The 20959-nt window shown below is 70.1% G+C and carries 18 protein-coding genes; 6 read left to right on the forward strand and 12 right to left on the reverse strand.

Going from position 1 to position 20959, the window contains the following annotated elements; all coding sequences use genetic code 11:
* The first annotated feature begins 119 nt into the window (after positions 1-119).
* Positions 120-1325 carry a pyridoxal phosphate-dependent aminotransferase gene (locus TNCT6_RS14210; protein WP_141359723.1) on the forward strand — a complete coding sequence of 402 codons (1206 nt, stop codon included), beginning with the start codon at positions 120-122 and terminating at the stop codon, positions 1323-1325.
* 280 nt (positions 1326-1605) lie between these two features.
* Here the strand turns inward: TNCT6_RS14210 and TNCT6_RS14220 are convergent, their stop codons facing one another.
* From TNCT6_RS14220 to clpB, 3 genes are all read right to left on the reverse strand, one after another.
* Complete coding sequence (locus TNCT6_RS14220) at positions 1606-1839, reverse strand: hypothetical protein (protein ID WP_141359724.1); 234 nt, start codon at positions 1837-1839, stop codon at positions 1606-1608.
* A gap of 359 nt (positions 1840-2198) precedes the next feature.
* Positions 2199-2732 carry a YbjN domain-containing protein gene (locus tag TNCT6_RS14225; RefSeq protein WP_141359725.1) on the reverse strand — a complete coding sequence of 178 codons (534 nt, stop codon included), beginning with the start codon at positions 2730-2732 and terminating at the stop codon, positions 2199-2201.
* 334 nt (positions 2733-3066) lie between these two features.
* Positions 3067-5664 carry an ATP-dependent chaperone ClpB gene (gene clpB, locus TNCT6_RS14230; RefSeq protein ID WP_141359726.1) on the reverse strand — a complete coding sequence of 866 codons (2598 nt, stop codon included), beginning with the start codon at positions 5662-5664 and terminating at the stop codon, positions 3067-3069.
* A 165-nt stretch (positions 5665-5829) separates the two neighbouring features.
* Here clpB and TNCT6_RS14235 point away from each other — a divergent pair, with 165 nt between their 5' ends.
* Positions 5830-6249, forward strand: coding sequence for a pyridoxamine 5'-phosphate oxidase family protein (locus TNCT6_RS14235; protein WP_141359727.1), 420 nt, complete (start codon positions 5830-5832; stop codon positions 6247-6249).
* 146 nt (positions 6250-6395) lie between these two features.
* On the opposite strand, the gene TNCT6_RS14240 is transcribed toward TNCT6_RS14235, so the two are convergent.
* A complete protein-coding gene (locus TNCT6_RS14240; RefSeq protein WP_141359728.1) occupies positions 6396-6731 on the reverse strand; it encodes a hypothetical protein in 336 nt (111 codons plus the stop codon).
* Between the two features lie 310 nt (positions 6732-7041).
* On the opposite strand from TNCT6_RS14240, the gene TNCT6_RS14250 reads away from it, so the two are divergent.
* Positions 7042-8043 (forward strand): helix-turn-helix transcriptional regulator, encoded by a 1002-nt coding sequence (locus TNCT6_RS14250; protein ID WP_373996239.1) that lies wholly within the window; start codon positions 7042-7044, stop codon positions 8041-8043.
* 19 nt (positions 8044-8062) lie between these two features.
* Positions 8063-9052, forward strand: a complete 990-nt coding sequence (locus tag TNCT6_RS14255; RefSeq protein WP_141359731.1) for a helix-turn-helix transcriptional regulator — start codon at positions 8063-8065, stop codon at positions 9050-9052.
* Here the strand turns inward: TNCT6_RS14255 and TNCT6_RS14260 are convergent.
* Positions 9015-10058 (reverse strand): helix-turn-helix transcriptional regulator, encoded by a 1044-nt coding sequence (locus TNCT6_RS14260; protein ID WP_141359732.1) that lies wholly within the window; start codon positions 10056-10058, stop codon positions 9015-9017. The two genes, TNCT6_RS14255 and TNCT6_RS14260, sit on opposite strands and share 38 nt — an antisense overlap.
* Before the next feature lie 197 nt (positions 10059-10255).
* Positions 10256-11362: a sugar ABC transporter substrate-binding protein gene (locus tag TNCT6_RS14265; RefSeq protein ID WP_141359733.1), complete on the reverse strand. Its 1107-nt coding sequence runs from the start codon at positions 11360-11362 to the stop codon at positions 10256-10258.
* 341 nt (positions 11363-11703) lie between these two features.
* Here TNCT6_RS14265 and TNCT6_RS14270 point away from each other — a divergent pair, with 341 nt between their 5' ends.
* Positions 11704-12084 carry a PA14 domain-containing protein gene (locus TNCT6_RS14270; RefSeq protein ID WP_141359734.1) on the forward strand — a complete coding sequence of 127 codons (381 nt, stop codon included), beginning with the start codon at positions 11704-11706 and terminating at the stop codon, positions 12082-12084.
* Between the two features lie 111 nt (positions 12085-12195).
* On the opposite strand, the gene TNCT6_RS14275 is transcribed toward TNCT6_RS14270, so the two are convergent.
* From TNCT6_RS14275 to TNCT6_RS14295, 5 genes are all read right to left on the reverse strand, one after another.
* Positions 12196-12645 carry a heat shock protein transcriptional repressor HspR gene (locus TNCT6_RS14275; RefSeq protein ID WP_141366410.1) on the reverse strand — a complete coding sequence of 150 codons (450 nt, stop codon included), beginning with the start codon at positions 12643-12645 and terminating at the stop codon, positions 12196-12198.
* Positions 12646-12650: 5 nt separating this feature from the next.
* On the reverse strand, positions 12651-13829 hold the full coding sequence (dnaJ, locus tag TNCT6_RS14280; protein ID WP_141359735.1) for a molecular chaperone DnaJ: 1179 nt from the start codon (positions 13827-13829) through the stop codon (positions 12651-12653).
* 39 nt (positions 13830-13868) lie between these two features.
* Entirely contained in the window at positions 13869-14552 is a 684-nt protein-coding gene (gene grpE / locus TNCT6_RS14285; RefSeq protein ID WP_141359736.1) for a nucleotide exchange factor GrpE, read from the reverse strand.
* On the reverse strand, positions 14549-16396 hold the full coding sequence (gene dnaK / locus TNCT6_RS14290; RefSeq protein WP_141359737.1) for a molecular chaperone DnaK: 1848 nt from the start codon (positions 16394-16396) through the stop codon (positions 14549-14551). Before dnaK ends, grpE begins: the two co-directional genes overlap by 4 nt.
* Positions 16397-16490: 94 nt before the next feature.
* Positions 16491-17903: an MraY family glycosyltransferase gene (locus TNCT6_RS14295; protein WP_141359738.1), complete on the reverse strand. Its 1413-nt coding sequence runs from the start codon at positions 17901-17903 to the stop codon at positions 16491-16493.
* A 226-nt stretch (positions 17904-18129) separates the two neighbouring features.
* Between TNCT6_RS14295 and TNCT6_RS14300 the strand changes: the two genes are divergently transcribed.
* Entirely contained in the window at positions 18130-20436 is a 2307-nt protein-coding gene (locus tag TNCT6_RS14300; protein ID WP_141359739.1) for a (Fe-S)-binding protein, read from the forward strand.
* 89 nt (positions 20437-20525) lie between these two features.
* On the opposite strand, the gene TNCT6_RS14305 is transcribed toward TNCT6_RS14300, so the two are convergent.
* Complete coding sequence (locus TNCT6_RS14305) at positions 20526-20858, reverse strand: antibiotic biosynthesis monooxygenase (RefSeq protein WP_141359740.1); 333 nt, start codon at positions 20856-20858, stop codon at positions 20526-20528.
* Between the last annotated feature and the right edge of the window lie 101 nt (positions 20859-20959).

Genomic DNA, 20959 nt, shown 5'->3' on the forward strand with positions numbered 1-20959 from the left:
ACACTCCCGGGGCGTTCGCCGAAGCGACCCCCCGTGGGCGCCTCGCAGCGTGCCCGGGAGATGCCCGGCCACCGGAGCGGCCAAAGCACACTTGAGGAACTCCAGAGCTTGGACGGAGGATGGCCGGCATGACCTCCAGTGCACGCCCGCTCCTCAACCGCCGGCTCGCCGAGTTCGGGACGACGATCTTCGCCGAGATGTCCGCGCTCGCCGTACGGACCGGGTCGATCAACCTGGGGCAGGGATTCCCCGACACCGACGGCCCCGAGGAGGTCCGGGAGGCGGCCGTCCGCGCCCTGCGCGACGGGCGGGGCAACCAGTATCCGCCGGGCCCGGGCATCCCCGAGCTGCGCACGGCGGTCGCGGAGCACCAGCTGCGGCGGTACGGGCTCTCCTACGACCCGGACACGGAGGTGCTGGTCACGGCGGGCGCCACAGAGGCGATCGCGGCGGCGCTGCTCGCGCTGCTGGAGCCCGGCGACGAGGTGATCGCCCTGGAGCCGTACTACGACTCCTACGCCGCCTGCATCGCCATGGCGGGCGGGAAGCGGGTGCCGGTGACGCTCCGACCGCACCACGGGGAGGATGCCGGGTTCCGGCTCGACCTGGACGAGCTGCGCGACGCGGTGACCCCGCGGACCCGGCTGCTGCTCCTGAACACCCCGCACAATCCGACCGGCACCGTCCTCACCCGCTCCGAACTGGCCGAGATCGCACGGCTCGCCGTCGAGCACGACCTGCTCGTGGTGACGGACGAGGTGTACGAGCACCTGGTGTACGACGACGCCGAGCACATCCCGCTCGCCACCTTCCCCGGCATGCGCGAGCGCACGGTCTGCATCTCGTCTGCGGGCAAGACGTTCTCGTTCACCGGCTGGAAGGTCGGCTGGGTCACCGCCGCCGCTCCCCTGGTCACGGCGGTCCGCTCGGCCAAGCAGTTCCTGACCTACGTGAGCGCCGGGCCGTTCCAGTACGCGGTCGCCGAGGCGCTCGCCCTCCCCGGCAGCCACTTCACCGGCTTCCGCGAGGACCTGCGCGCCAAGCGCGACCTGCTCGCCACTGGCCTGACCGAGGCGGGCTTCGAGGTCTTCCGCCCCCGGGGCACGTACTTCATCACCACCGACATCGCCCCGCTCGGCGAGAAGGACGGCATCGCCTTCTGCCGCGCCCTGCCCGAACGCTGCGGCGTCGTCGCCATCCCCAACGCGGTCTTCTACGACGACCGGGAGGCCGGCCGCACCCAGGTCCGCTTCGCCTTCTGCAAGCGTACCGATACGTTGCGCGAAGCAATCGACAGGCTGTCTGACCTGAGGAAACGCCTCTAACAGCGTGGGCCCCGAACGGCGCCACGGGGGAGCGCGCAGGCGGGGCCGACTGTGGGGCTCAGTGCTTGCGCGGCTGGACAGGCGCCCGGGTGGCAGCGTTGCGCCACCACCACAGCCCATTGCAGGTTGCCTGGACGAGGTTGAAGAAGGCCCCGCACCGCGCCACCAAACTCTCCGGCCTTGATGGCGTCGGCCGGCGTGGTCCACTGGTCGGGCGTCATGGTGACGATGATGTCGGGCCGCTCGCGCCATGACTGCGATCAGCGCTGCGGCGAAGCGATCAGCGAGGACTCGAACTGTGGAACCGGCGTCGCCGCCACCGGAAAAGCGGGGTGCACAGCACAGACCACGCAAATGTCACGGTCAGGAACTTGAAGGCGTTGCGCGGAACCAAGTCAGTCCAACCGATGATCACCGCGAAGAAGGCAGTGGAAGCCACCCACCAGACGCTGAACAGCAGCCAGTTGATCAGCAGCTCCTGCCACCAGGGGCGGGTACTCAGCCATTCCCTCATGGCGGCCATCATGCACGATCAGCCGCAAGGCGACTCCAGCGAGTCGCCGGCAGAGGCGGGCCGGATGGCTCACCAGCGGGTCGGCTCGGCGCTCCCACCGACGCACACGGGACACCGGGTGCAAGCGGACGGACGTCCTGCACGAGGCCGTGTCCCGCCTCCGGAGCCTGTGAGCCGGGCTGCGCGCGGGTCCCGGTCCGCACGGCCCCGGATGGCGCGCGGGCCCGGCTCCGCACAGCGAAGAGCCCGGTCCCGGTACGCGGCCAGTGATGGCCTGCGTCCCGGGCCGGGCTCCCGTCCGGCTACGGCACGTATCCGCGCGCGCTCACATGGGCACGCCGTGCGTGACCGCCGCGGAACTACTCCTCGTCGTCGTCCCCGGGCTGGTCCGCCTCGTTGACGTCCTGCTCGAGGCCGAGCTGCTCGACGAGCCACCGGTCGAACTCGATGGCGGCCCGCACCCAGCTGACCGTCGAGGAGACGAAGTGCTCCAGGCTCACGCCCATGCCGATCAGCATCTGCGCCTCGCCGATGAGGCGGACGGTGCCGTCGTCGTGGGTGTGGCTGTACACCTTGGGCCACAGGGTGCGCCGGTTCCAGTCGTCGATGGACTCCAGCAGCTGCGGCTTCTCGTCGATCTTGTGGGGCCGGTCGTAGAACGTCCGCACCGAGAAGACCTGCTGGTCGCCCTCTCCGCGGAACATGAAGTACGTACGGAACTGCTCCCACGGCGCCGCGAGGTCGCCCTCGTCGTCGACGACGTACTTGAGCTCCATCTGGTCCAGGAGCTGCTTCACGAGGTCCTGATCCGGGACGACGGGGCCCGCCGCTCCCTGGGGCTGCGGCTCGGGCTGGCCCCCGAAGTTCGGAATCGAGGACGGGTCGATGCTCACCGTGTTTTTCCCTTCGTACGGATCTCGCCATCCTCCCTCATGCGGGGAGGGGGGTGGCAAGCCCTCCGGGAGGCTGTCAGCCCTGGGCTGACACGATCCGGCCGCCAGGTGGACGTCCGGCAAACGGAGGTGGGAGGTCATGACGCGGACACGGGACGGGACGAAGGGACCGCACGCCCTTCCTCGCCGCCTTCGCGGGCATCGTGCTGTCCGCCTCCGAGTACCCAATGAGCGCCGGACCCACGGAGATCTCCGCACCGGCCCCGACGCGGTTCCCGGCGTTCACGGTGTGACGCGGTCCGCCACCCACCGTGGTGGCGGACCGCGCCGGGGCTCACAGCGTCTTGCCGGTCGCCGGGCCCACCAGCAGGCCCTCGCCGAAGCGGTCGACGCGGACCGTGTCGCCGTCCTTGATCTCGCCGGCCAGGATCTCCTTGGCGAGGCGGTCGCCGATGGCAGTCTGGACCAGGCGCCGCAGCGGGCGGGCGCCGTAGGCCGGATCCATGCCCTCCTCGGCGAGCCAGGCCAGGGCGTCGGGGGTGACGTCCAGGGTCAGCCGGCGCTCCGCCAGGCGGCGGGCGAGCCGGTCGATCTGGAGCCCGGCGATCCGGCTCAGCTCCTCCTTCGTCAGGGCCGAGAAGACCACCAGGTCGTCCAGCCGGTTGAGGAACTCCGGCTTGAAGGAGACCCGGACCGCCTCGAGGACCTGCTCCTTCTTCTCCTCCTCGCTCGTCAGCGGGTCGACCAGGTACTGGCTGCCCAGGTTCGAGGTCAGCACCAGGATGGTGTTGCGGAAGTCGACCGTGCGGCCCTGACCGTCGGTGAGGCGGCCGTCGTCCAGCACCTGCAACAGGATGTCGAAGACCTCCGGGTGGGCCTTCTCCACCTCGTCGAGCAGCACCACGCTGTACGGGCGGCGGCGCACCGCCTCGGTGAGCTGACCGCCCTCCTCGTAGCCGACGTAGCCGGGCGGGGCGCCGACCAGCCGGGCCACGCTGTGCTTCTCGCCGTACTCCGACATGTCGATGCGGACCATGGCGCGTTCGTCGTCGAAGAGGAAGTCGGCGAGCGCCTTGGCTAGTTCGGTCTTGCCCACGCCGGTCGGGCCGAGGAAGAGGAACGAGCCCGTCGGCCGGTCCGGGTCCGCGATACCGGCCCGGCTGCGGCGTACGGCGTCGGAGACGGCCCGCACGGCCTCGGCCTGGCCGATGAGCCGCCTGCCGATCTCCTCCTCCATGCGCAGCAGCTTCTGCGTCTCGCCCTCCAGCAGGCGGCCGGCCGGAATCCCGGTCCAGGAGGCGACCACGTCGGCGATGTCGTCGGGGCCGACCTCCTCCTTGACCATGGTGTCCCTGGCGGCCTCCTCCTCGGCCTGCGAGGCGGCCTCCAACTCCTTCTCCAGGTCCGGGATCTCGCCGTACAGCAGCTTGGAGGCAGTGTCGAAGTCGCCGTCGCGCTGGGCGCGTTCGGCCTGGCCGCGCAGGTCGTCCAGCCGCTCCTTCAGCTCACCGACCCGGTTGAGGGCCTGCTTCTCCTTCTCCCAGCGGGCGGTCAGGCCGCGCAGCTCCTCCTCCTTGTCGGCGAGGTCGCGGCGCAGCTTCTCCAGCCGCTCGCGCGAGGCCGCGTCGGTCTCCTTGTCGAGCGCCAGTTCCTCCATGCGCAACCGGTCGACGCCGCGCTGGAGTTCGTCGATCTCCACCGGGGAGGAGTCGATCTCCATGCGCAGCCGGGAGGCGGCCTCGTCGACGAGGTCGATCGCCTTGTCGGGCAGGAAGCGGGAGGTGATGTACCGGTCGGACAGGGTCGCGGCGGCCACCAGCGCGGAGTCGTTGATCTGCACCTTGTGGTGGGCCTCGTAGCGGCCCTTGAGCCCGCGCAGGATCGCGATGGAGTCCTCCACGCTGGGCTCGGCGACCAGCACCTGCTGGAAGCGCCGCTCCAGCGCCGGGTCCTTCTCGATCCGCTCCCGGTACTCGTCGAGCGTCGTCGCGCCGACCATGCGCAGCTCGCCGCGGGCCAGCATGGGCTTGAGCATGTTGCCGGCGTCCATCGCGGAGTCGCCGCCGGCGCCCGTGCCGACGACGGTGTGCAGCTCGTCGATGAAGGTGATGATCCGGCCGTCGGAGTCCTTGATCTCCGCCAGTACGGTCTTGAGCCGCTCCTCGAACTCGCCGCGGTACTTCGCGCCCGCGACCATCGCCCCGAGGTCCAGCGCCACCAGCCGCTTGTCCTTCAGGGACTCGGGCACGTCGCCCTTCACGATCCGCTGGGCGAGTCCCTCGACGACGGCGGTCTTGCCGACGCCGGGCTCACCGATGAGGACCGGGTTGTTCTTGGTGCGGCGCGACAGCACCTGCACGACGCGGCGGATCTCCTGGTCCCGGCCGATCACCGGGTCGAGGCGGCCCTCGCGCGCCGCCGCGGTGAAGTCCGTGCCGAACTTCTCCAGGGCCTTGTACTGACCCTCGGGGTCGGGTGTGGTCACCCGGCGTCCTCCCCTCGCCTTCGAGAAGGCGTCCTGAAGCTTCTTGGCGCCGGCGCCCTGGCCGGACAGCACCTCCCCGGCCGCGCCGCCCTTCGCGGCGATGCCGATGAGCAGGTGCTCGGTGGACAGGTACTCGTCCCCGAGGTCCCGCGCCCTGCTCTGCGCGTCCGCGATCACGGCGAGCAGCTCGCGGTTGGGCTGCGGCGGCGCGACCGTCGACCCGGTCACGCTGGGCAGGGACGCGAGCACGCGCTCGGTGCCGGAGCGGATGGAGGCCTGGTCGGCGTCGACGGCCGACAGCAGGTCGATGATGTTCTCGTTCTCCTGCCCCTCGAGCAGCGCGAGGAGCAGGTGGGCGGGGGTGAGGTCCGGGTGCCCCTCCCGTACGGCCCGGTTGCCGGCCGCGTTGATCGCGTCACGGCTCCTGTTGGTCAGCTCGGCGTCCACGGTCGCTTCTCTCCTCCTTGACGAGCGCTCTCAGCCACATCTCCCAGTGCTGACTCAGTCAGCGTACACAAACTTGAGTCTATTCCACTCAAGGTGAGCCCGGGAGCTTTCACGGGGAAGGGGGTCCGCGGCTCCCGGGGTGCCGGGCGGGTTAGGTTGCGGGTCATGGCCACCACCACGTATGCCCTCGACCCGGGCGCCCCCGACGCGCCGTATCTCGGGTTCTGGCGGGAACGGCACCTGTGCACGCTGACCACCCTCCGCCCGGACGGCACCCCGCACGTCGTTCCCGTCGGGGTGACCTACGACCCGCAGGCGCGGCTGGCCCGGGTGATCACGAACAAGACGAGCGCGAAGGTGGCACACGTCCTGGCGGCCGGCCCGCAGGGCGCGCCGGTCGCGGTGTGCCAGGTGGACGGGCGGCGGTGGGCCACGCTGGAGGGACGCGCGTTCGTCCGCGCGGACCCGGAGCGGATCTCGGAGGCGGAGCGGCAGTACACCGAGCGCTACGAGCGGACCCCGGGACCCAACCCGTCCCGCGTGGTGATCGAGATCGAGCTGACCCGGGCGCTGGGGCGCGGCTGAGCGGCGCTCTTTTTCGGCCAGTGATCGAATCCGCCGATACCCGGAGATTCCCAGGGAAAACTACAGCGGCGTCACCGTGTTCAGGTCACGGTGACGCCGCTGCGGGGGGAAGCACCTGAGCGATCTGTTACGACGGGGGAATCGCGTCAGGCACTGCGGGGGGTGGCGGTGATGGTCCTGAGGACCGAGGGTTCCGCCGCCACCTGACGGTGGTCCCTCTGGTCCAGGTTCACAAAGATCATTCCGTAACGGACCGCACACCGTACGGGCTGCGGCGCCCCCCGAGGCCGCCGCAGACACCGGTACGCCCGTACGTCTCCGTCCTCGTCCCGCGTAACGACGACCGGCTCACCGAAGACGGTCACCATCAGCGAGTCACCGCTGTGGGGGATTGCGGTGACCAGGTCGATGAAGTGCCAACCGGAGCGGTAGGCCGTGGCCATCTCGCGACGGAAGGAACGGTCGTCGGGTGGAGTGCTCACATCAGCTCTCCGGAGTCAACTGCCGCGGGAGAGCCCGGCCAGTGCGAGTCGGGAGGACCCGCGACCACGACTGCCGGCCAGTGGCTGTCCGCCTGAACATCACTCTTCGCACCGGAGTGACCACCCAGCGCCCCGAAAACCGCAACGGCGGAGAAGGCGGCCACAAGCACCGAGCGAAGCATTGTCTTACGCATAGTCGGCTTCGTCCTCACTTGAAAGTCTCCCTTTCCCCCGTCGGATAAGACGATGGCTCATTCCGGCACGTCATGGCCACAGGATCGATGCATCATGTTCCTGCACGTTCAGGACCCTGGGGGGTGGAGATTTCGTGGCAAATCAGACTAAGGCGACGCATCCCCATGCGGTGACCGAACTTTGTGAGGAAGGTGGCCGACTTTATGCGAACGCCCTCCGCCTGGGGAGGATCGGCCGGGCGGATGCCGAAGGCGCCCCCTGCCTCATGGAGTTCGACCTTCTCCACCCGGATCCGGACGACCCGGACTGGCTGCGCCCGGTGCACCCGTCGGTCGCCCTGGCCGAGCGACTCCACCCGATCGAGCGGGAGATCACGGAACGCCGGCGGCTGTCCATCCAACTTGCGGACTTCTTTGAGCCGTTCCTCGCTCTCAGCGCGCAGTCGGTGACGACCGACCACTCGATCACGGTGCTGGAGGGTGGCACGCGGATCAACGCGGCGCTCAACGCCGCCACGGCCCAGTGCCGCACCGAGATGCTCACCATCCAGCCGAGCGACGACCGCTTCTCCGAGCGCAGCCTCACCCAGGGCCTCGAACGGGACCGGCCGCTGATCGAGCGCGGCGTGCGCATCCGGACCCTCTATCAGCACACCGCGCGCTACAGCCCCGAGAAGCTGGCCTACGTGGACCAGTTGTCGAGCGGGAAGGCCGAGTACCGCACCATCGACGAGGTGGTGGAACGGCTCATCGTGTGCGACGAGACCGTCGCCTTCATCCCCACCCGCGACGATCAGCAAGTCGCTCTGGAACTCCGCCACCCGGGCCTCGTCCGTTACCTGATCAAGGTCTTCGAGTTCATGTGGGGCCGATCGGTCCCACTGAGCGCAGGCGCCCCCTACGAGACCGCGCCCGGCGGCATCAACGACATCCAGCACTCCATAGCCAAGCTCCTCGTCGAGGGTCACGTCGACGAGGCCATCGCCCGCCGCCTCGGAATGAACGTCCGTACCTGCCGGGCCCACATCGCCAAGCTCGCCGCCATCCTCGGCAGTGGCAGCCGTGCCCAGCTCGGTTATCTCATAGCCCAGTCGGGGATTCTGCAGCAGAAGCACTGAAGCCACAGGGAGGACCGGGGTGGGCCCGACACGTCATCCGGAGCACGGCGCGGAGGACCTGTGCCCAACGGGCGCGGAGTTGTACGAACGCGCCCTGCGGAGCGGATGGGTGCGCGCAGGCGAGGCGGACGGCGCCCCCTGTCTCATCGACTTCGGTCTGCTGCACCCGGCGGTCGAGGATCTCGGCCGGCTGGAGCCCGTGGCGCCCGCCGCCGCCCTCCACCGACTGCTGCGCGCCACCGAGGAGCGCATCGCGGAGGAGCGACGGCGCGAGGACCGACTCGCCCAGACCTTCGAGCCGCTGATGCGCATCGACGGCCGGCGCACCGGGGAGGCGGACACCTCGGCGCTCGTGATGCTCAGCGGTACCCGCCGGATCAACCAGGCCATCACCGAGGCCATGGCCGAAGCGAGCCAGGAGCTCCTGTGCGTGCAACCGCACGCGGGCCTCGTCGGCCGCCGCGTCGAGGAGGCCCGTGCCGTGGCGCTGGTGCGCGACCAGGCGCTGCTGGACCGGGGTGGCCGCATCCGCACCCTCTACCAGCACACTCTGCGCCATGTGCCCTCGGTGCCCGCCTACCACGAGCAGTTGACCGGCGACGTCGAGGCCCGCTCCCTCGACGAGGTCACCGCCCGTCTCATCGTCGTCGACCGCCGGATCGCCTTCATCCCCGCCAACGACGACCGCACGATGGCGCTCGAAGTGCGCCACTCGGCCCTCGTGGGGTACTTCGCCACCACCTTCGACCGGCTGTGGCGGCTGGCCACCCCCATGTACCCCCTGGCCGTCCGGCAGCCGTCCGCGGACGGTGTCACGCCCCGCCAGCGCGCCATCGCCGGCCTCCTCGTCGAGGGGCACACCGACACCGTCATCGCCGACCGTCTCGGCATGAACGTACGCACCGCCCGTGAGCACATCGCCAAGCTCGCCGCCACCCTCGGCAGCGGCAGCCGGGCCCAGTTGGGCTACCTCATCGGGCAGTCGGGAATTCTTGACCCGGAAGCGTGATCGGCCCCGCCACGGCGGTGCGCGGCGGCCCGTCCAGCCCCGCCTGGGCGATGCGCACGCCCAACTGCGTACGGCTGGCCGCGCCCAGCGTCTCCGACAGCCGGGCGATGTGGGCCCGGCAGGTGCGGACGCTGATGCCCAGCCGCTCGGCGATCACCGCGTCCTGGTGGCCCTCGGCCAGCAGCGCCGCGATGGACTGCTCACGGTGGGAGATGCCCTCGATGCCCGTCTCGGGCAGCGGCGCGGTCAGCGGGATCGCCAGCCGCCAGAGCCGCTCGAAGACCGTCCCCAGGTACTCCACCAGCGCGGGATGGCGCAGTTCCAGCGCCATCGTGCGGTCGGCGTTGGCGGGCACGAAGGCGACCGTGCGGTCGAAGAGGATCAGCCGGTCGATCACCTCGTCCAGCGTGCGCGCCTCGACCGCGTCGCCCATCAGCTCCAGGTAGTTGAGCAGCCCCTGGCCGTGCCGGGCCACGTGCGTGTACAGGTCCCGCATCCGCACCCCGCGCCCGCGCAGCGCCAGCGCCCGGTGCAGCCCCTCGGACAGCTCGTGCTCGCGGCGGATGCCGCCCGGCTGGACGGTCAGCACCTCGGTGGTGCACGCCTCGGTCGCCTCGTCCATGGCCGCCTGGATGCGGGACAGGCCGTCCAGGACCCGGATCGCCGTGCCCTCCACGGCCGTGGCGGACACGCGCACCTGGCGGCCCAGTCCGGCGTACCGCTCGACGGCGGCCACCACCGAGCCCACCCGCCGGTGGCTCTCACTGACCTCGTCGTACATCCCGCGCAGCAGCCGGGTCATGACCTCCTGCGGCGCGGTCGGCACCAGGAAGTCCATGTCGTCGGGGTCCGGGTGCAGTAGGGCGAGTTCAAGCAGGCAGGGCACCGGCTCGGCGAGCCGGCGCGGCACCCGGCCCCGTCGTACGGCCCGGGAATACACGTGCTCGCCGGCCTCGCACAGTCGCTCGGCACCGTGTGGATGCTCCGCCGTCCCGTGCCCGGTCATGCCCCATCACACCCCCGGTTTCCGCGTCTTCCGCAGCGCAACTATGCGCGGAGCGGACCGGCTGTGCAACACGGCTCCTACCGGCGCGGCCCCCGAGAACCAGCGGTTTCGACCGGTGTGCACCAGCTTCCACTTGACGGAACGCAGCGTGGCCGGAACCGGCTGTTGAACCCGAACGGGTCATGACCGCAAGGGAGTTACTTCAGGCCGATCGCCGCGCAGGCCTCCCGGTACTTCGCGGTGCAGATGTCGGACACCCCGTAGATGCCGTCCTCGATGACCGTGCCCTTGATGTTGGTCTTCGTCAGGGCGACCACGGAGACCAACTGGGCCGGAATGTTCTTGTGGGTGGGGCTGCTGATCCGGTCCCGGGTGAGGGAGTCGAACTGGATGTCCTTGCCCTGGACCTTGGCGACCGCCATCTGGGCGGCGGTCTCGGCCTCCGTCGGGTAGGACTTGTACACGCTCATGTACTGCTCGCCGGTGACGATCCGCTGCACGGCGTCGAGTTCGGCGTCCTGGCCTGTGATGGCCGGCAGGTCGGTGATGCCCGCCGCCTTGAAGGCCTTGATGACGCCGCCCGCCATGCCGTCGTTGGCGGAGTAGACGGCGTCGATGTTGTCCTTGCCGAGCGAGGCGAGCGCCTGGGCCATGTTCGCCTCGGCGTTCTCGGGCTTCCAGTCCTTGGTGTCGTAGGACTTGGCGATCGTGACCTTCCCGCTGAGCTGGGAGAGCGCGCCCTCCTTGAACTGCTTGGCGTTCGGGTCGGTGGGCGAGCCGTTGATCATGACGATCTTGTCGGTGGTGTCGACACCGGAACCCAGCGCCTCGAGCAGGGAACGGCCCTGCACCTCGCCCACCAGTTCGTTGTCGAAGGAGATGTACGCGTCGATCGGGCCCTCGGAGAGCCGGTCGTAGGCGATGACCGGGATGTCCGCGTCCTTGGCCTTCTGCACCATGTCGGCGATGGCGTGCGAGTCGACGGCGTCGAGCAGGATGACGTCGACCTTGTTGTCGATCATTCGCTGCATCTGGCTAGCCTGCCGGCCCGCGTCCGCGTCCGCGTTGGCGTACTCGACCTTGCCCTGATTCCGGGTCAGGGCGGCGACCTTCTCCTTGATGATGGGGTAGTCGAACTTCTCGTACCGGGTGTTGGCCGTCTCCGGCAGCAGCAGACCCACCGTCAGGTCGTTGCCCTTGGTCGGGCTCGCGGCGCTGCTGCTCCCCGACCCGCCGAGCGCCCCGCAGGCGGCGAGCGAGAAGGTCAGCGTGGGCGCGGCCACGGCTATGGCGATACGACGCATCGAGGTGCTCACTTCTGGTGCCTTCCGGACGAGGGTGCAGCATTGCAACCCAGGTGACTGAAAAGCCAACGCGGAGGCGACCACCGGCGTCAAGCGGAACCACTTAACGAGATGACAACGCAACGCTCCGCTGTGCCTGTGAAGACCTTGCGGAGTCTTGCGGAATCGCCTCCAAACGCCCTTTACGGGCCCGCCACTCGACGACCGCCCACCGCCGGACCGGGATCCGTACAACCAACTCCCCGCCACGCGAGTCATGATCACGGGAGCCCCGCTCCGGCGTTCCCGTCACGACCAGAGGACCGAATGACGCCAGCCGGCCGCACCACGGCCACGACCCCGTGCTCACCGCCGCATGCGGGCTGCTCCCGCCGACCGCGAACTGCGTCTCGCCCATCCACAAGCGGCAGTTCTGTGCGAACACCACGTTTTCCGGCAAGCCGAAGAAGACGGACTGCGACAGCGCGGTCAACGAGAACGGGGGCACCGGCGCGCCCGCCGAGGGCCTGCCGAAGGACACGTTCGGCGTGCGCCGGACGGTGACCCGGAACTTCGGCTCCGGCGGGCCGTACGCGGTCGCGGTCGCCGTGCAGGACGGGATACGGGTGTACCTGGACGGCACCGCCTGGTCGCCGAGCGGCACCACGGTCTTCCACCGGGCCACCGTCGTCCACCCGGACGGGACCGAGTCGGCGCCGGTGGGCACCCACGCGTTCACCTGAGCCGGGGCCGCCGGCGGCACGACGAGGGGCCGGGGGGCTGTACGGCCTCCCGGCCCCTCGTCGTCGCTCGTGCCCGAGTGATGTCGTGTGTCGCCCGCGGCTGGGTGCGGGTCAGTCCGGCTGCTGCCGCTTGGGCCGCCACACCACCAGCGCGCTGGTCTGCTGGACCTCCTGGTAGGGGACCAGGTCCCGGCGGTAGGAGGCGTGGACGGCGGCCTCTCGCTGCCGCATCGCCGCCGCGGCGCCGTCCAGCGCCGCCTGGAGCTCCGCGATCCGGGACTGGAGCGCCGAGACCTGGTTCTCCAGTTCGATGATGCGCTTGATGCCGGCCAGGTTGATGCCCTCGTCCTGCGACAACTGCTGCACCTGGCGGAGCAGTTCGATGTCACGGGCCGAGTAGCGGCGCCCTCGGCCGGCGGTGCGGTCGGGGGACACCAGGCCCAGCCGGTCGTACTGGCGGAGTGTCTGCGGGTGCAGTCCGGACAGCTGGGCGGCCACCGAGATGACGTACACCGGTGTGTCTTCCGTCAGTTCGTACGGGTTGCGACGGCGGCCGTCCATCTCACTCATGCTCCCTTCGCGGCCTCGAACAGCTCGGCCCGCGGGTCCTCGCCCGCGGTGGCCTCGCGATACGCCTGAAGCGCGTCACGAGCCTTCCCCGACAGGTCCTTCGGGACACTCACCTCCACGGTGACCAGGAGGTCGCCGTGGCTGCCGTCCTTGCGGACCGCGCCCTTGCCGCGGGCCCGCATCGTACGTCCGTTCGGTGTACCCGGGGGCAGCTTCAGCGTCACCGAAGGACCGCCCAGGGTGGGCACGCGGACCTCGCCGCCCAGGGCCGCCTCGGCGAACGTGACCGGCACGGTGACGGTGAGGTTGTCGCCCCGACGGCCGAAGACCGGGTGCTCCCCGACGTGCACCACCACGTACAGGTCGCCGGCAGGTCCGCCGCGCTCGCCCGGGGCGCCCTTGCCGCGCAGCCGGATGCGCTGGCCGTCGCTGACCCCGGCCGGGATGCGGACCTGCATCGTCCGGGACGACTTGGCCCGCCCGGAACCCATGCAGACCTCACAGGGGTTCTCCGCGATGAGCCCGCGGCCCTTGCAGTCCGGGCACGGGTCCGTCAGCGAGAATCCGCCGCCCGAGCCGCGCGCCACCTGTCCGGTGCCGACGCAGGTCGGGCACACCCGCGGTGTGCCGTTCTTGTCGCCGGTGCCCGAACAGGCCTTGCACGGCTGCTGGCTGGACATGCGCAGCGGCACCGTCGCGCCCTCGATGGCCTCAGTGAAACTCAGCGTGACCTCGGACTCGATGTCCTGGCCGCGCCTGGGCTGGGCACGCGTGGTGCCCGTGCCGCCCCGGTTGAACAGGCCCCCGAAGACGTCACCGATTCCGCCGCCGAAGCCGCCGCTCCCGCCGCCGCCACCCTGGGCGCCTCCGAAGAGGTCGCCCAGGTCGAAGTTGAAGGAGCCGCCGCCGGCGCCCGGTCCGGGGCGGAAGCCGCCGTTGCCGAACAGGGTGCGGGCCTCGTCGTACTCCTTGCGCTTCTTGGCGTCGCCGAGCACGTCGTTCGCCTCGGAGATCTCCTTGAAGCGCTCCTCGGCCTTGGCGTTGCCCTTGTTGGCGTCCGGGTGGAACTCGCGGGCGAGCTTCCGGTACGCCTTCTTGATCTCGGCCTCGGTGGCGTCCTTGGGGACGCCGAGGACCTTGTAGTAGTCCTTCTCGATGAAGTCCTTGGTGCTCATCCCCGACGTCCCTCCTCTCGTGCGTCGTCCGTTATTACGTCAGCCCTCCTCCGGGCCACCGTTCTCCTTGTCCTCGCCCTGCTCGGCGGCCTGGGCCGTGCCGGACTCCTCGGCCGGCTTGACCGTCTGCGCGCCGGGCTGGGGCTCGGCCACCGCCACCCGCGCGGGGCGGATGGTGCGCTCGCCGATCCGATACCCGGGCTGCAGAATCGCCACGCACGTCGTCTCGGTGACGTCCGGCGCGTACGAGTGCATCAGGGCCTCGTGGATCGTCGGGTCGAAGGGCTCGCCCTCCTTGCCGAACTGCTGGAGCCCGAGCTTCGCCACCACGGTCTCCAGCGACTCGGCGACGGACTTGAAACCGCCCACCAGTTCGCTGTGGTCCCGCGCGCGGCCGATGTCGTCGAGCACGGGCAGGAGCTCGGACAGGATGTTCGCGACAGCGACCTCCCGTACCGCGATCCGGTCGCGCTCGACCCGGCGCCGGTAGTTCTGGTACTCGGCCTGGAGCCGTTGCAGGTCCGCCGTGCGCTCGCCGAGCGCCGTGCGCACCTGGTCCAGCTGGGCCGTCAGCGCGGCCGACTGGTCCGCTTCACCGGCCGGGGCCGCGCCCTTGTCCTGGGCGGCGGCCTGCGCGGCGTCATCGGAGGTGCCGGAGGCGGCGTCGGACGGCGGCGGAGGCTGCGGCTGGTGTTCCTCGAAGCCGGGAGTCTCCTCCGTCACGCCGCACCGTCCTTGCGCTCGTCGTCGACGATCTCGGCGTCCACGACGTCGTCGTCGGCCTTGGCCTGGCCCGCACCGGCGTCACCGGCACCGCCCGCGGCCTGCGCGGCCTGGGCGTCGGCGTACATGGCCTGGCCGAGCTTCTGGGAGACGGCGGCGACCTTCTCCGTGGCGGTGCGGATCTCAGCGGTGTCCTCGCCCTTGAGCTGTTCCTTCAGCTCGGCGATGGCGGACTCCACCTCGGTCTTGATCTCGCCGGGGACCTTGTCCTCGTTGTCCTTGAGGAACTTCTCGGTCTGGTAGACGAGCTGCTCGCCCTGGTTGCGGGTCTCGGCGGCCTCGCGACGCTTGTGGTCCTCCTCCGCGTAGCGCTCGGCCTCCTCGCGCATGCGGTCGACCTCGTCCTTCGGGAGCGAGGAGCCGCCGGTGACGGTCATCTTCTGCTCCTTGCCGGTGCCGAGGTCCTTCGCCGTGACGTGCATGATGCCGTTGGCGTCGATGTCGAAGGACACCTCGATCTGCGGGACGCCGCGCGGCGCCGGCGGCAGACCGGTCAGCTCGAACATGCCGAGCTTCTTGTTGTACGCGGCGATCTCGCGCTCGCCCTGGTAGACCTGGATCTGCACCGACGGCTGGTTGTCCTCGGCCGTGGTGAAGATCTCCGAGCGCTTGGTCGGGATCGTGGTGTTGCGCTCGATCAGCTTGGTCATGATGCCGCCCTTGGTCTCGATGCCGAGGGACAGCGGGGTGACGTCGAGCAGCAGGACGTCCTTGACCTCACCCTTGAGGACACCGGCCTGGAGCGAGGCGCCGATGGCGACGACCTCGTCCGGGTTCACGCCCTTGTTGGCCTCCTTGCCGCCGGTCAGCTCCTTGACGAGCTCGGCGACCGCGGGCATACGGGTGGAACCACCGACGAGCACGACGTGGTCGATGTCGCTGACGGAGACGCCGGCGTCCTTGATGACGTTGTGGAACGGCGTCTTGCAGCGCTCCAGCAGGTCGGCCGTCAGCTGCTGGAACTGGGCGCGGGTGAGCCTCTCGTCCAGGTGCAGCGGGCCCTCGGCGGACGCGGTGATGTAGGGCAGGTTGATCGAGGTCTCGGTGGACGAGGACAGCTCGATCTTGGCCTTCTCCGCCGCCTCGCGCAGACGCTGCAGGGCCATCTTGTCCTTGGACAGGTCCACGCCGTGACCGGACTGGAACTGCTTGACCAGGTAGTCGACGACGCGCTGGTCCCAGTCGTCACCACCGAGGTGGTTGTCTCCGTTGGTGGCCTTCACCTCGACGACACCGTCGCCGATCTCCAGCAGCGAGACGTCGAACGTACCGCCACCGAGGTCGAAGACGAGGATCATCTGCTCGTCCTTGTCGAGGCCGTACGCCAGGGCGGCGGCCGTCGGCTCGTTGACGATGCGCAGCACGTTCAGACCGGCGATCTCGCCGGCCTCCTTGGTGGCCTGGCGCTCGGCGTCGTTGAAGTACGCCGGGACGGTGATGACCGCGTCCGTGACCTTCTCGCCGAGGTAGGCCTCCGCGTCCCGCTTCAGCTTCTGCAGCACGAAGGCGCTGATCTGCTGCGGGTTGAAGTCCTTGCCGTCGAGGTTGATCCTCCAGTCGGTGCCCATGTGGCGCTTGACCGACCGGATGGTCCTGTCGACGTTGGTGACGGCCTGGCGCTTGGCCACCTCACCGACCAGCACCTCGCCGTTCTTGGCGAAGGCGACGACGGACGGCGTGGTCCTGGCACCCTCGGCGTTGGTGATGACGGTGGGCTCGCCGCCTTCGAGAACGCTGACGACGGAGTTAGTCGTGCCCAGGTCGATGCCGACCGCACGTGCCATGGTGAATTCCTCCAGCTGACTTGAGTGGAACGGACTCAAGTGTGCCCGAGGCTCACCGCCGGGTCAACAGACCTGAGCCGCCTCGACTCAAGTCTTATCCATCCCTTATACGCAGGGGCGCTCTGACCTGCGGCGATGTGGATTGCCGGGGCGGAGGAGGCGGATATTCAAGTTGACGACGAGGGACCTGAACGCCGGGTGCGCCCGTCTCCGCGTCGTACGGAGCCCTGCCGCGCGGTGCTCCCGGAGCCCCCGCGCCGGACTGCCTCAGGACACGGAGGGCCCGGAAGGGCTCGGCGCGGAAACGGGCGCCGGAGGCGTCCCCGCGCACGCGTGGCGGCGCCCCGGAACCGGACACGTCGCCACGCGCGCGCGTGGCGCCGCCGGCGACGAGAAGACCCCGGGCAGTCCGCTCCTCGGGCCGCCCGCGGGTTCCGGGCACCCGGGTCTGCCCCCGGGTTCCCGGAAGCCGGGACTGCGTGCGCGTACCGGAACCCGGGCTCTGCGCGCGGGTGCCGTTGAGTCCGGTGTGCCGCCGCGGCGCGTACGCCGGCACCCGCAGCAGCCCGAGGACGACCGCCAGGGCCGCCCCGGCCACCCACAGTACGGCCGTCGGCTTCGCCCAGCCCGTGTGCACCAGCACCCCGACCAGCACCGCGGCGAAGGTGGCGAGACCGAGCAGGACGGTCGCGCCCGGCGGAGTCGGCCCCAGCCGGCGCAACCGGTGCGCGAAGTGGTCGGGGGCGCGGCGCAGCAGGGGACGCCCGGCCAGCTTCCGCGACAGGAGGACCAGCACGGCGTCGGCGCTCGCCGTGGCGGTGAGCGCGAACAGCACCGCCACGGTGGAGCCCGTGTCGTACCCGGTACGGGTGAGGAGGGCCGCGGAGGCGAGCACGAAGCCGGTGAACAGCGAGCCGCCGGACCCGAACGCGACCCGCGCCGGATGCCAGTTGTGCATCAGGAAGCCGGTGAGGGCGGCGGCCAGCACGCTCAGCAGCACCGCGAGGTCGTCCATCACCTCGGCCGCCGCGCACGCGCCCACCCCGAACGCGGTGAGCACTCCCACCGTGCCCGCGAGACCGTCCGAGTGGTCGAGTCCACGGAAGGCGGCGGCCACACAGGCGATCCAGGCCACGGCGGCGATCCCGGCCACCGGCCCGATCTCGTCGTACGGCACCACACAGGCCGCCGCGAGGGCCGTGCCGACGAGCAGGAACGGCGTCTTCAGCCGCCATACGTCCGCGGCGGTCCCGAGCACGGCGACGGCCGCGCCCGCGGCGAGCAGCCTGCCCACCCCGTCGCCCAGCGGGGCGGTGCCCGTCCAGCCGCCGGCCGCGGCGACCAGGCAGGTGCTGAGCACCACCGCCAGGCCGCCGAGCAGCGGCAAGGGGCGGGCCCGCCTCCTGCGGTCGACGAGGCCCAGCCGGAGCGCGAGCACTCGGAGCAGCGCCGAGAGCAGGGCGGCGAGGAGGAGAGCGGTGATGGCGGTGGTGATCCCGTAGAGCACGGTTCTTAAATTAGGGGTATATGGGGCGATCGGGTGCGAATAACACGATCGGAACGCGACCGGATTCCCGGGCGGCCCCCCGGCACCCCCCGGACGGCCCTCAAGGGGGCTCTCAGCGACCCAGATCACCCCGCGCCCGGCTGCATTGCGACAGATGATGGGGGTAGTCTCAGACGGACTACATAAGTTACCGCTCAGTAATCTAGAGGCCGCCTCAGGAGCCCCCATGCAACTCGCCGCGATCATCGTGTCGCTGGTCCTGACCGTGGTCGGCGTCGCGCTGCTCGCCCGTGCCATCGGCCAGTTCGTCCGGTACTTCAAGCTGGGCCAGCCCGTACCCGCCGGCACCCGTACCGACAACCCCTACCAGCGCAGCGTGACCCTGGTCCGGGAGTTCCTCGGCCACACCCGGATGAACCGGTGGGGCATCGTGGGCGTCGCCCACTGGTTCGTGGCCATCGGCTTCCTGACGCTGCCGCCCACCCTCGCGCAGGCGTTCGGCCAGTTGTTCCGGGCCGACTGGACGCTGCCGGTCATCGGTGACTTCCTGCCGTTCGAGATGTACACCGAGTTCATCGGCGTGATGACCGTCCTCGGCATCGCCGTGCTCATCGCGATCCGGCTGCTGAGCCTGCCGTCCCGGCCCGGCCGCAAGTCCCGCTTCGCCGGCTCCAAGGCCGGCCAGGCGTACTTCGTCGAGTACGTCATCCTCACCATCGGCCTCGCGATCTACGTCCTGCGCGGACTGGAGGGCGCGCTGCACCACGTGGAGCACTACGAGGCCGGGTACTTCGCCTCGTACCCGCTGGTGCTCGCCTTCAAGGGCCTGTCGGTCGGCACCCTGCAGAACCTGGTCTACCTGACCGCGATGATCAAGATCGGCACGTCCTTCGTGTGGATGATCGTGGTCTCCCTGAACACCAACATGGGCGTGGCCTGGCACCGCTTCCTGGCCTTCCCGAACATCTGGTTCAAGCGCGAGGCCGACGGCGGTACGGCCCTGGGCGCCCTTCAGCCGATGACCTCCGGCGGCAAGGCGATCGACTTCACCGACCCCGGCGACGACGACGTCTTCGGCGTCTCCCAGGTCGAGCAGTTCTCCTGGAAGGGCCTGCTGGACTTCTCCACCTGCACCGAGTGCGGCCGCTGCCAGTCGCAGTGCCCGGCCTGGAACACCGGCAAGCCGCTCTCCCCCAAGCTGCTGATCATGTCGCTGCGCGACCACGCGCACGCCAAGGCCCCGTACCTGCTGGCCGGCGGCGGCAAGTCGATGGAGGGCGAGGAGAAGGCCTCCGCCGAGCAGCTGAAGGACGTCCCGGCGGCGGCGCTCGCCGAGGCCGAGCGCCCGCTGATCGGCACGCTGGAAGCCGCGTCCGACAGCGGCTCCGCCGCGGGCGGCGTCATCGACCCGGACGTCCTGTGGTCCTGCACCACCTGCGGCGCCTGCGTCGAGCAGTGCCCGGTCGACATCGAGCACGTCGACCACATCGTCGACATGCGCCGCTACCAGGTCATGATCGAGTCCTCGTTCCCGTCCGAGGCGGGCACGATGCTCAAGAACCTGGAGAAGAAGGGCAACCCCTGGGGCCTGGCCAAGAAGCAGCGCCTGGAGTGGACCAAGGAGGTCGACTTCGACGTCCCGGTGGTCGGCAAGGACATCGAGGACCTCTCCGAGGTCGACTACCTGTACTGGGTCGGCTGCGCCGGCGCCCTGGAGGACCGCGCCAAGAAGACCACCAAGGCCTTCGCGGAGCTGCTGCACATCGCGGGCGTGAAGTTCGCGATCATGGGCGGCGACGAGAAGTGCACCGGTGACTCCGCCCGCCGCCTGGGCAACGAGCCCCTGTTCCAGGAACTCGGCATGGAGAACGTCGCCACGCTGAACATGGCCTTCGGCGAGGAGACGGACGACGAGGGCAACGTCACCGAGGAGTCCCGCAAGCCGAAGTCGGCGAAGAGGATCGTCGCCACCTGCCCGCACTGCCTCAACACGCTCGGCAACGAGTACCCGCAGCTCGGCGGCGACTACGAGGTCATCCACCACACCCAGCTGCTCCAGCACCTGGTGGACGAGGGCAAGCTGGTCCCGGTCACCCCGGTCGAGGGCATCATCACCTACCACGACCCCTGCTACCTGGGCCGCCACAACAAGATCTACACGCCTCCGCGCGAGATCATCGGCAAGGTCCCGGGCCTCAGGAACGAGGAGATGCACCGCCACAAGGAGCGCGGCTTCTGCTGCGGCGCCGGCGGCGCCCGGATGTGGATGGAGGAACGGATCGGCAAGCGCATCAACGACGAGCGCGTCGACGAGGCCCTTTCGCTGAACCCGGACATCGTCTCGACGGCCTGCCCGTTCTGCCTGGTCATGCTCACGGACTCCGTGAACGGCAAGAAGAACGTCGGCAAGGCCAAGGAGTCCATCCAGGTCGTGGACGTCGCCCAGCTGCTGCTGGACTCCGTCCGGACCCCGGTCGACCCGGCGGGCGAGGCGGCCGACGAGAGCGAGCCGGAGCCCGCGCCGGTGAAGTAGGCGGCCCGGCCGTCCCGCGCCCGGCGCCCCCGCGTCCGACGCCCCCGTGTCCGTACGGGCACGGGGGCGTCGCCGTGTTTCCGGGAGCGCTACGCGCCCTTGGGCGCGGCCTGCTGCACGACCTCGAAGGACCACAGGGTCGAGCCGGTGGCCGCGGGCTTCGGCCGCTCCCCTCCCTCACCCCCGCCCGCGCCCTGGTGCGCGGCCTTCATGGGCCCCTCCAGCCAGGCCTGGAACGACTCCTCGTCACGCCAGCGCGTGTAGACGAGATAGGTGTCGGTGCCCTCGACGGGGCGCAGGAGCTCGAACCACTCGAACCCGTCGGAGTTCTCGACCGCGTGCGCCCGGGAGGCGAACCGCTTCTCCAGCGTCTCGCGCTGCTCGGCGGGCACGGTCAGTACGTTGATCTTGACTACGCTCATGGTCCCATCCTGCCCGGTGACCCCCGGGCCGCCACTCAGCGCCTCCGTGTCGCCTCCGTGGTCCGGAAAGCTCCCGCCCGACACCTCGGAACACCCCGTGA

Origin of the sequence: Streptomyces sp. 6-11-2 (genome assembly GCF_006540305.1) — a bacterium.
Taxonomy (GTDB): Bacteria; Actinomycetota; Actinomycetes; order Streptomycetales; family Streptomycetaceae; genus Streptomyces.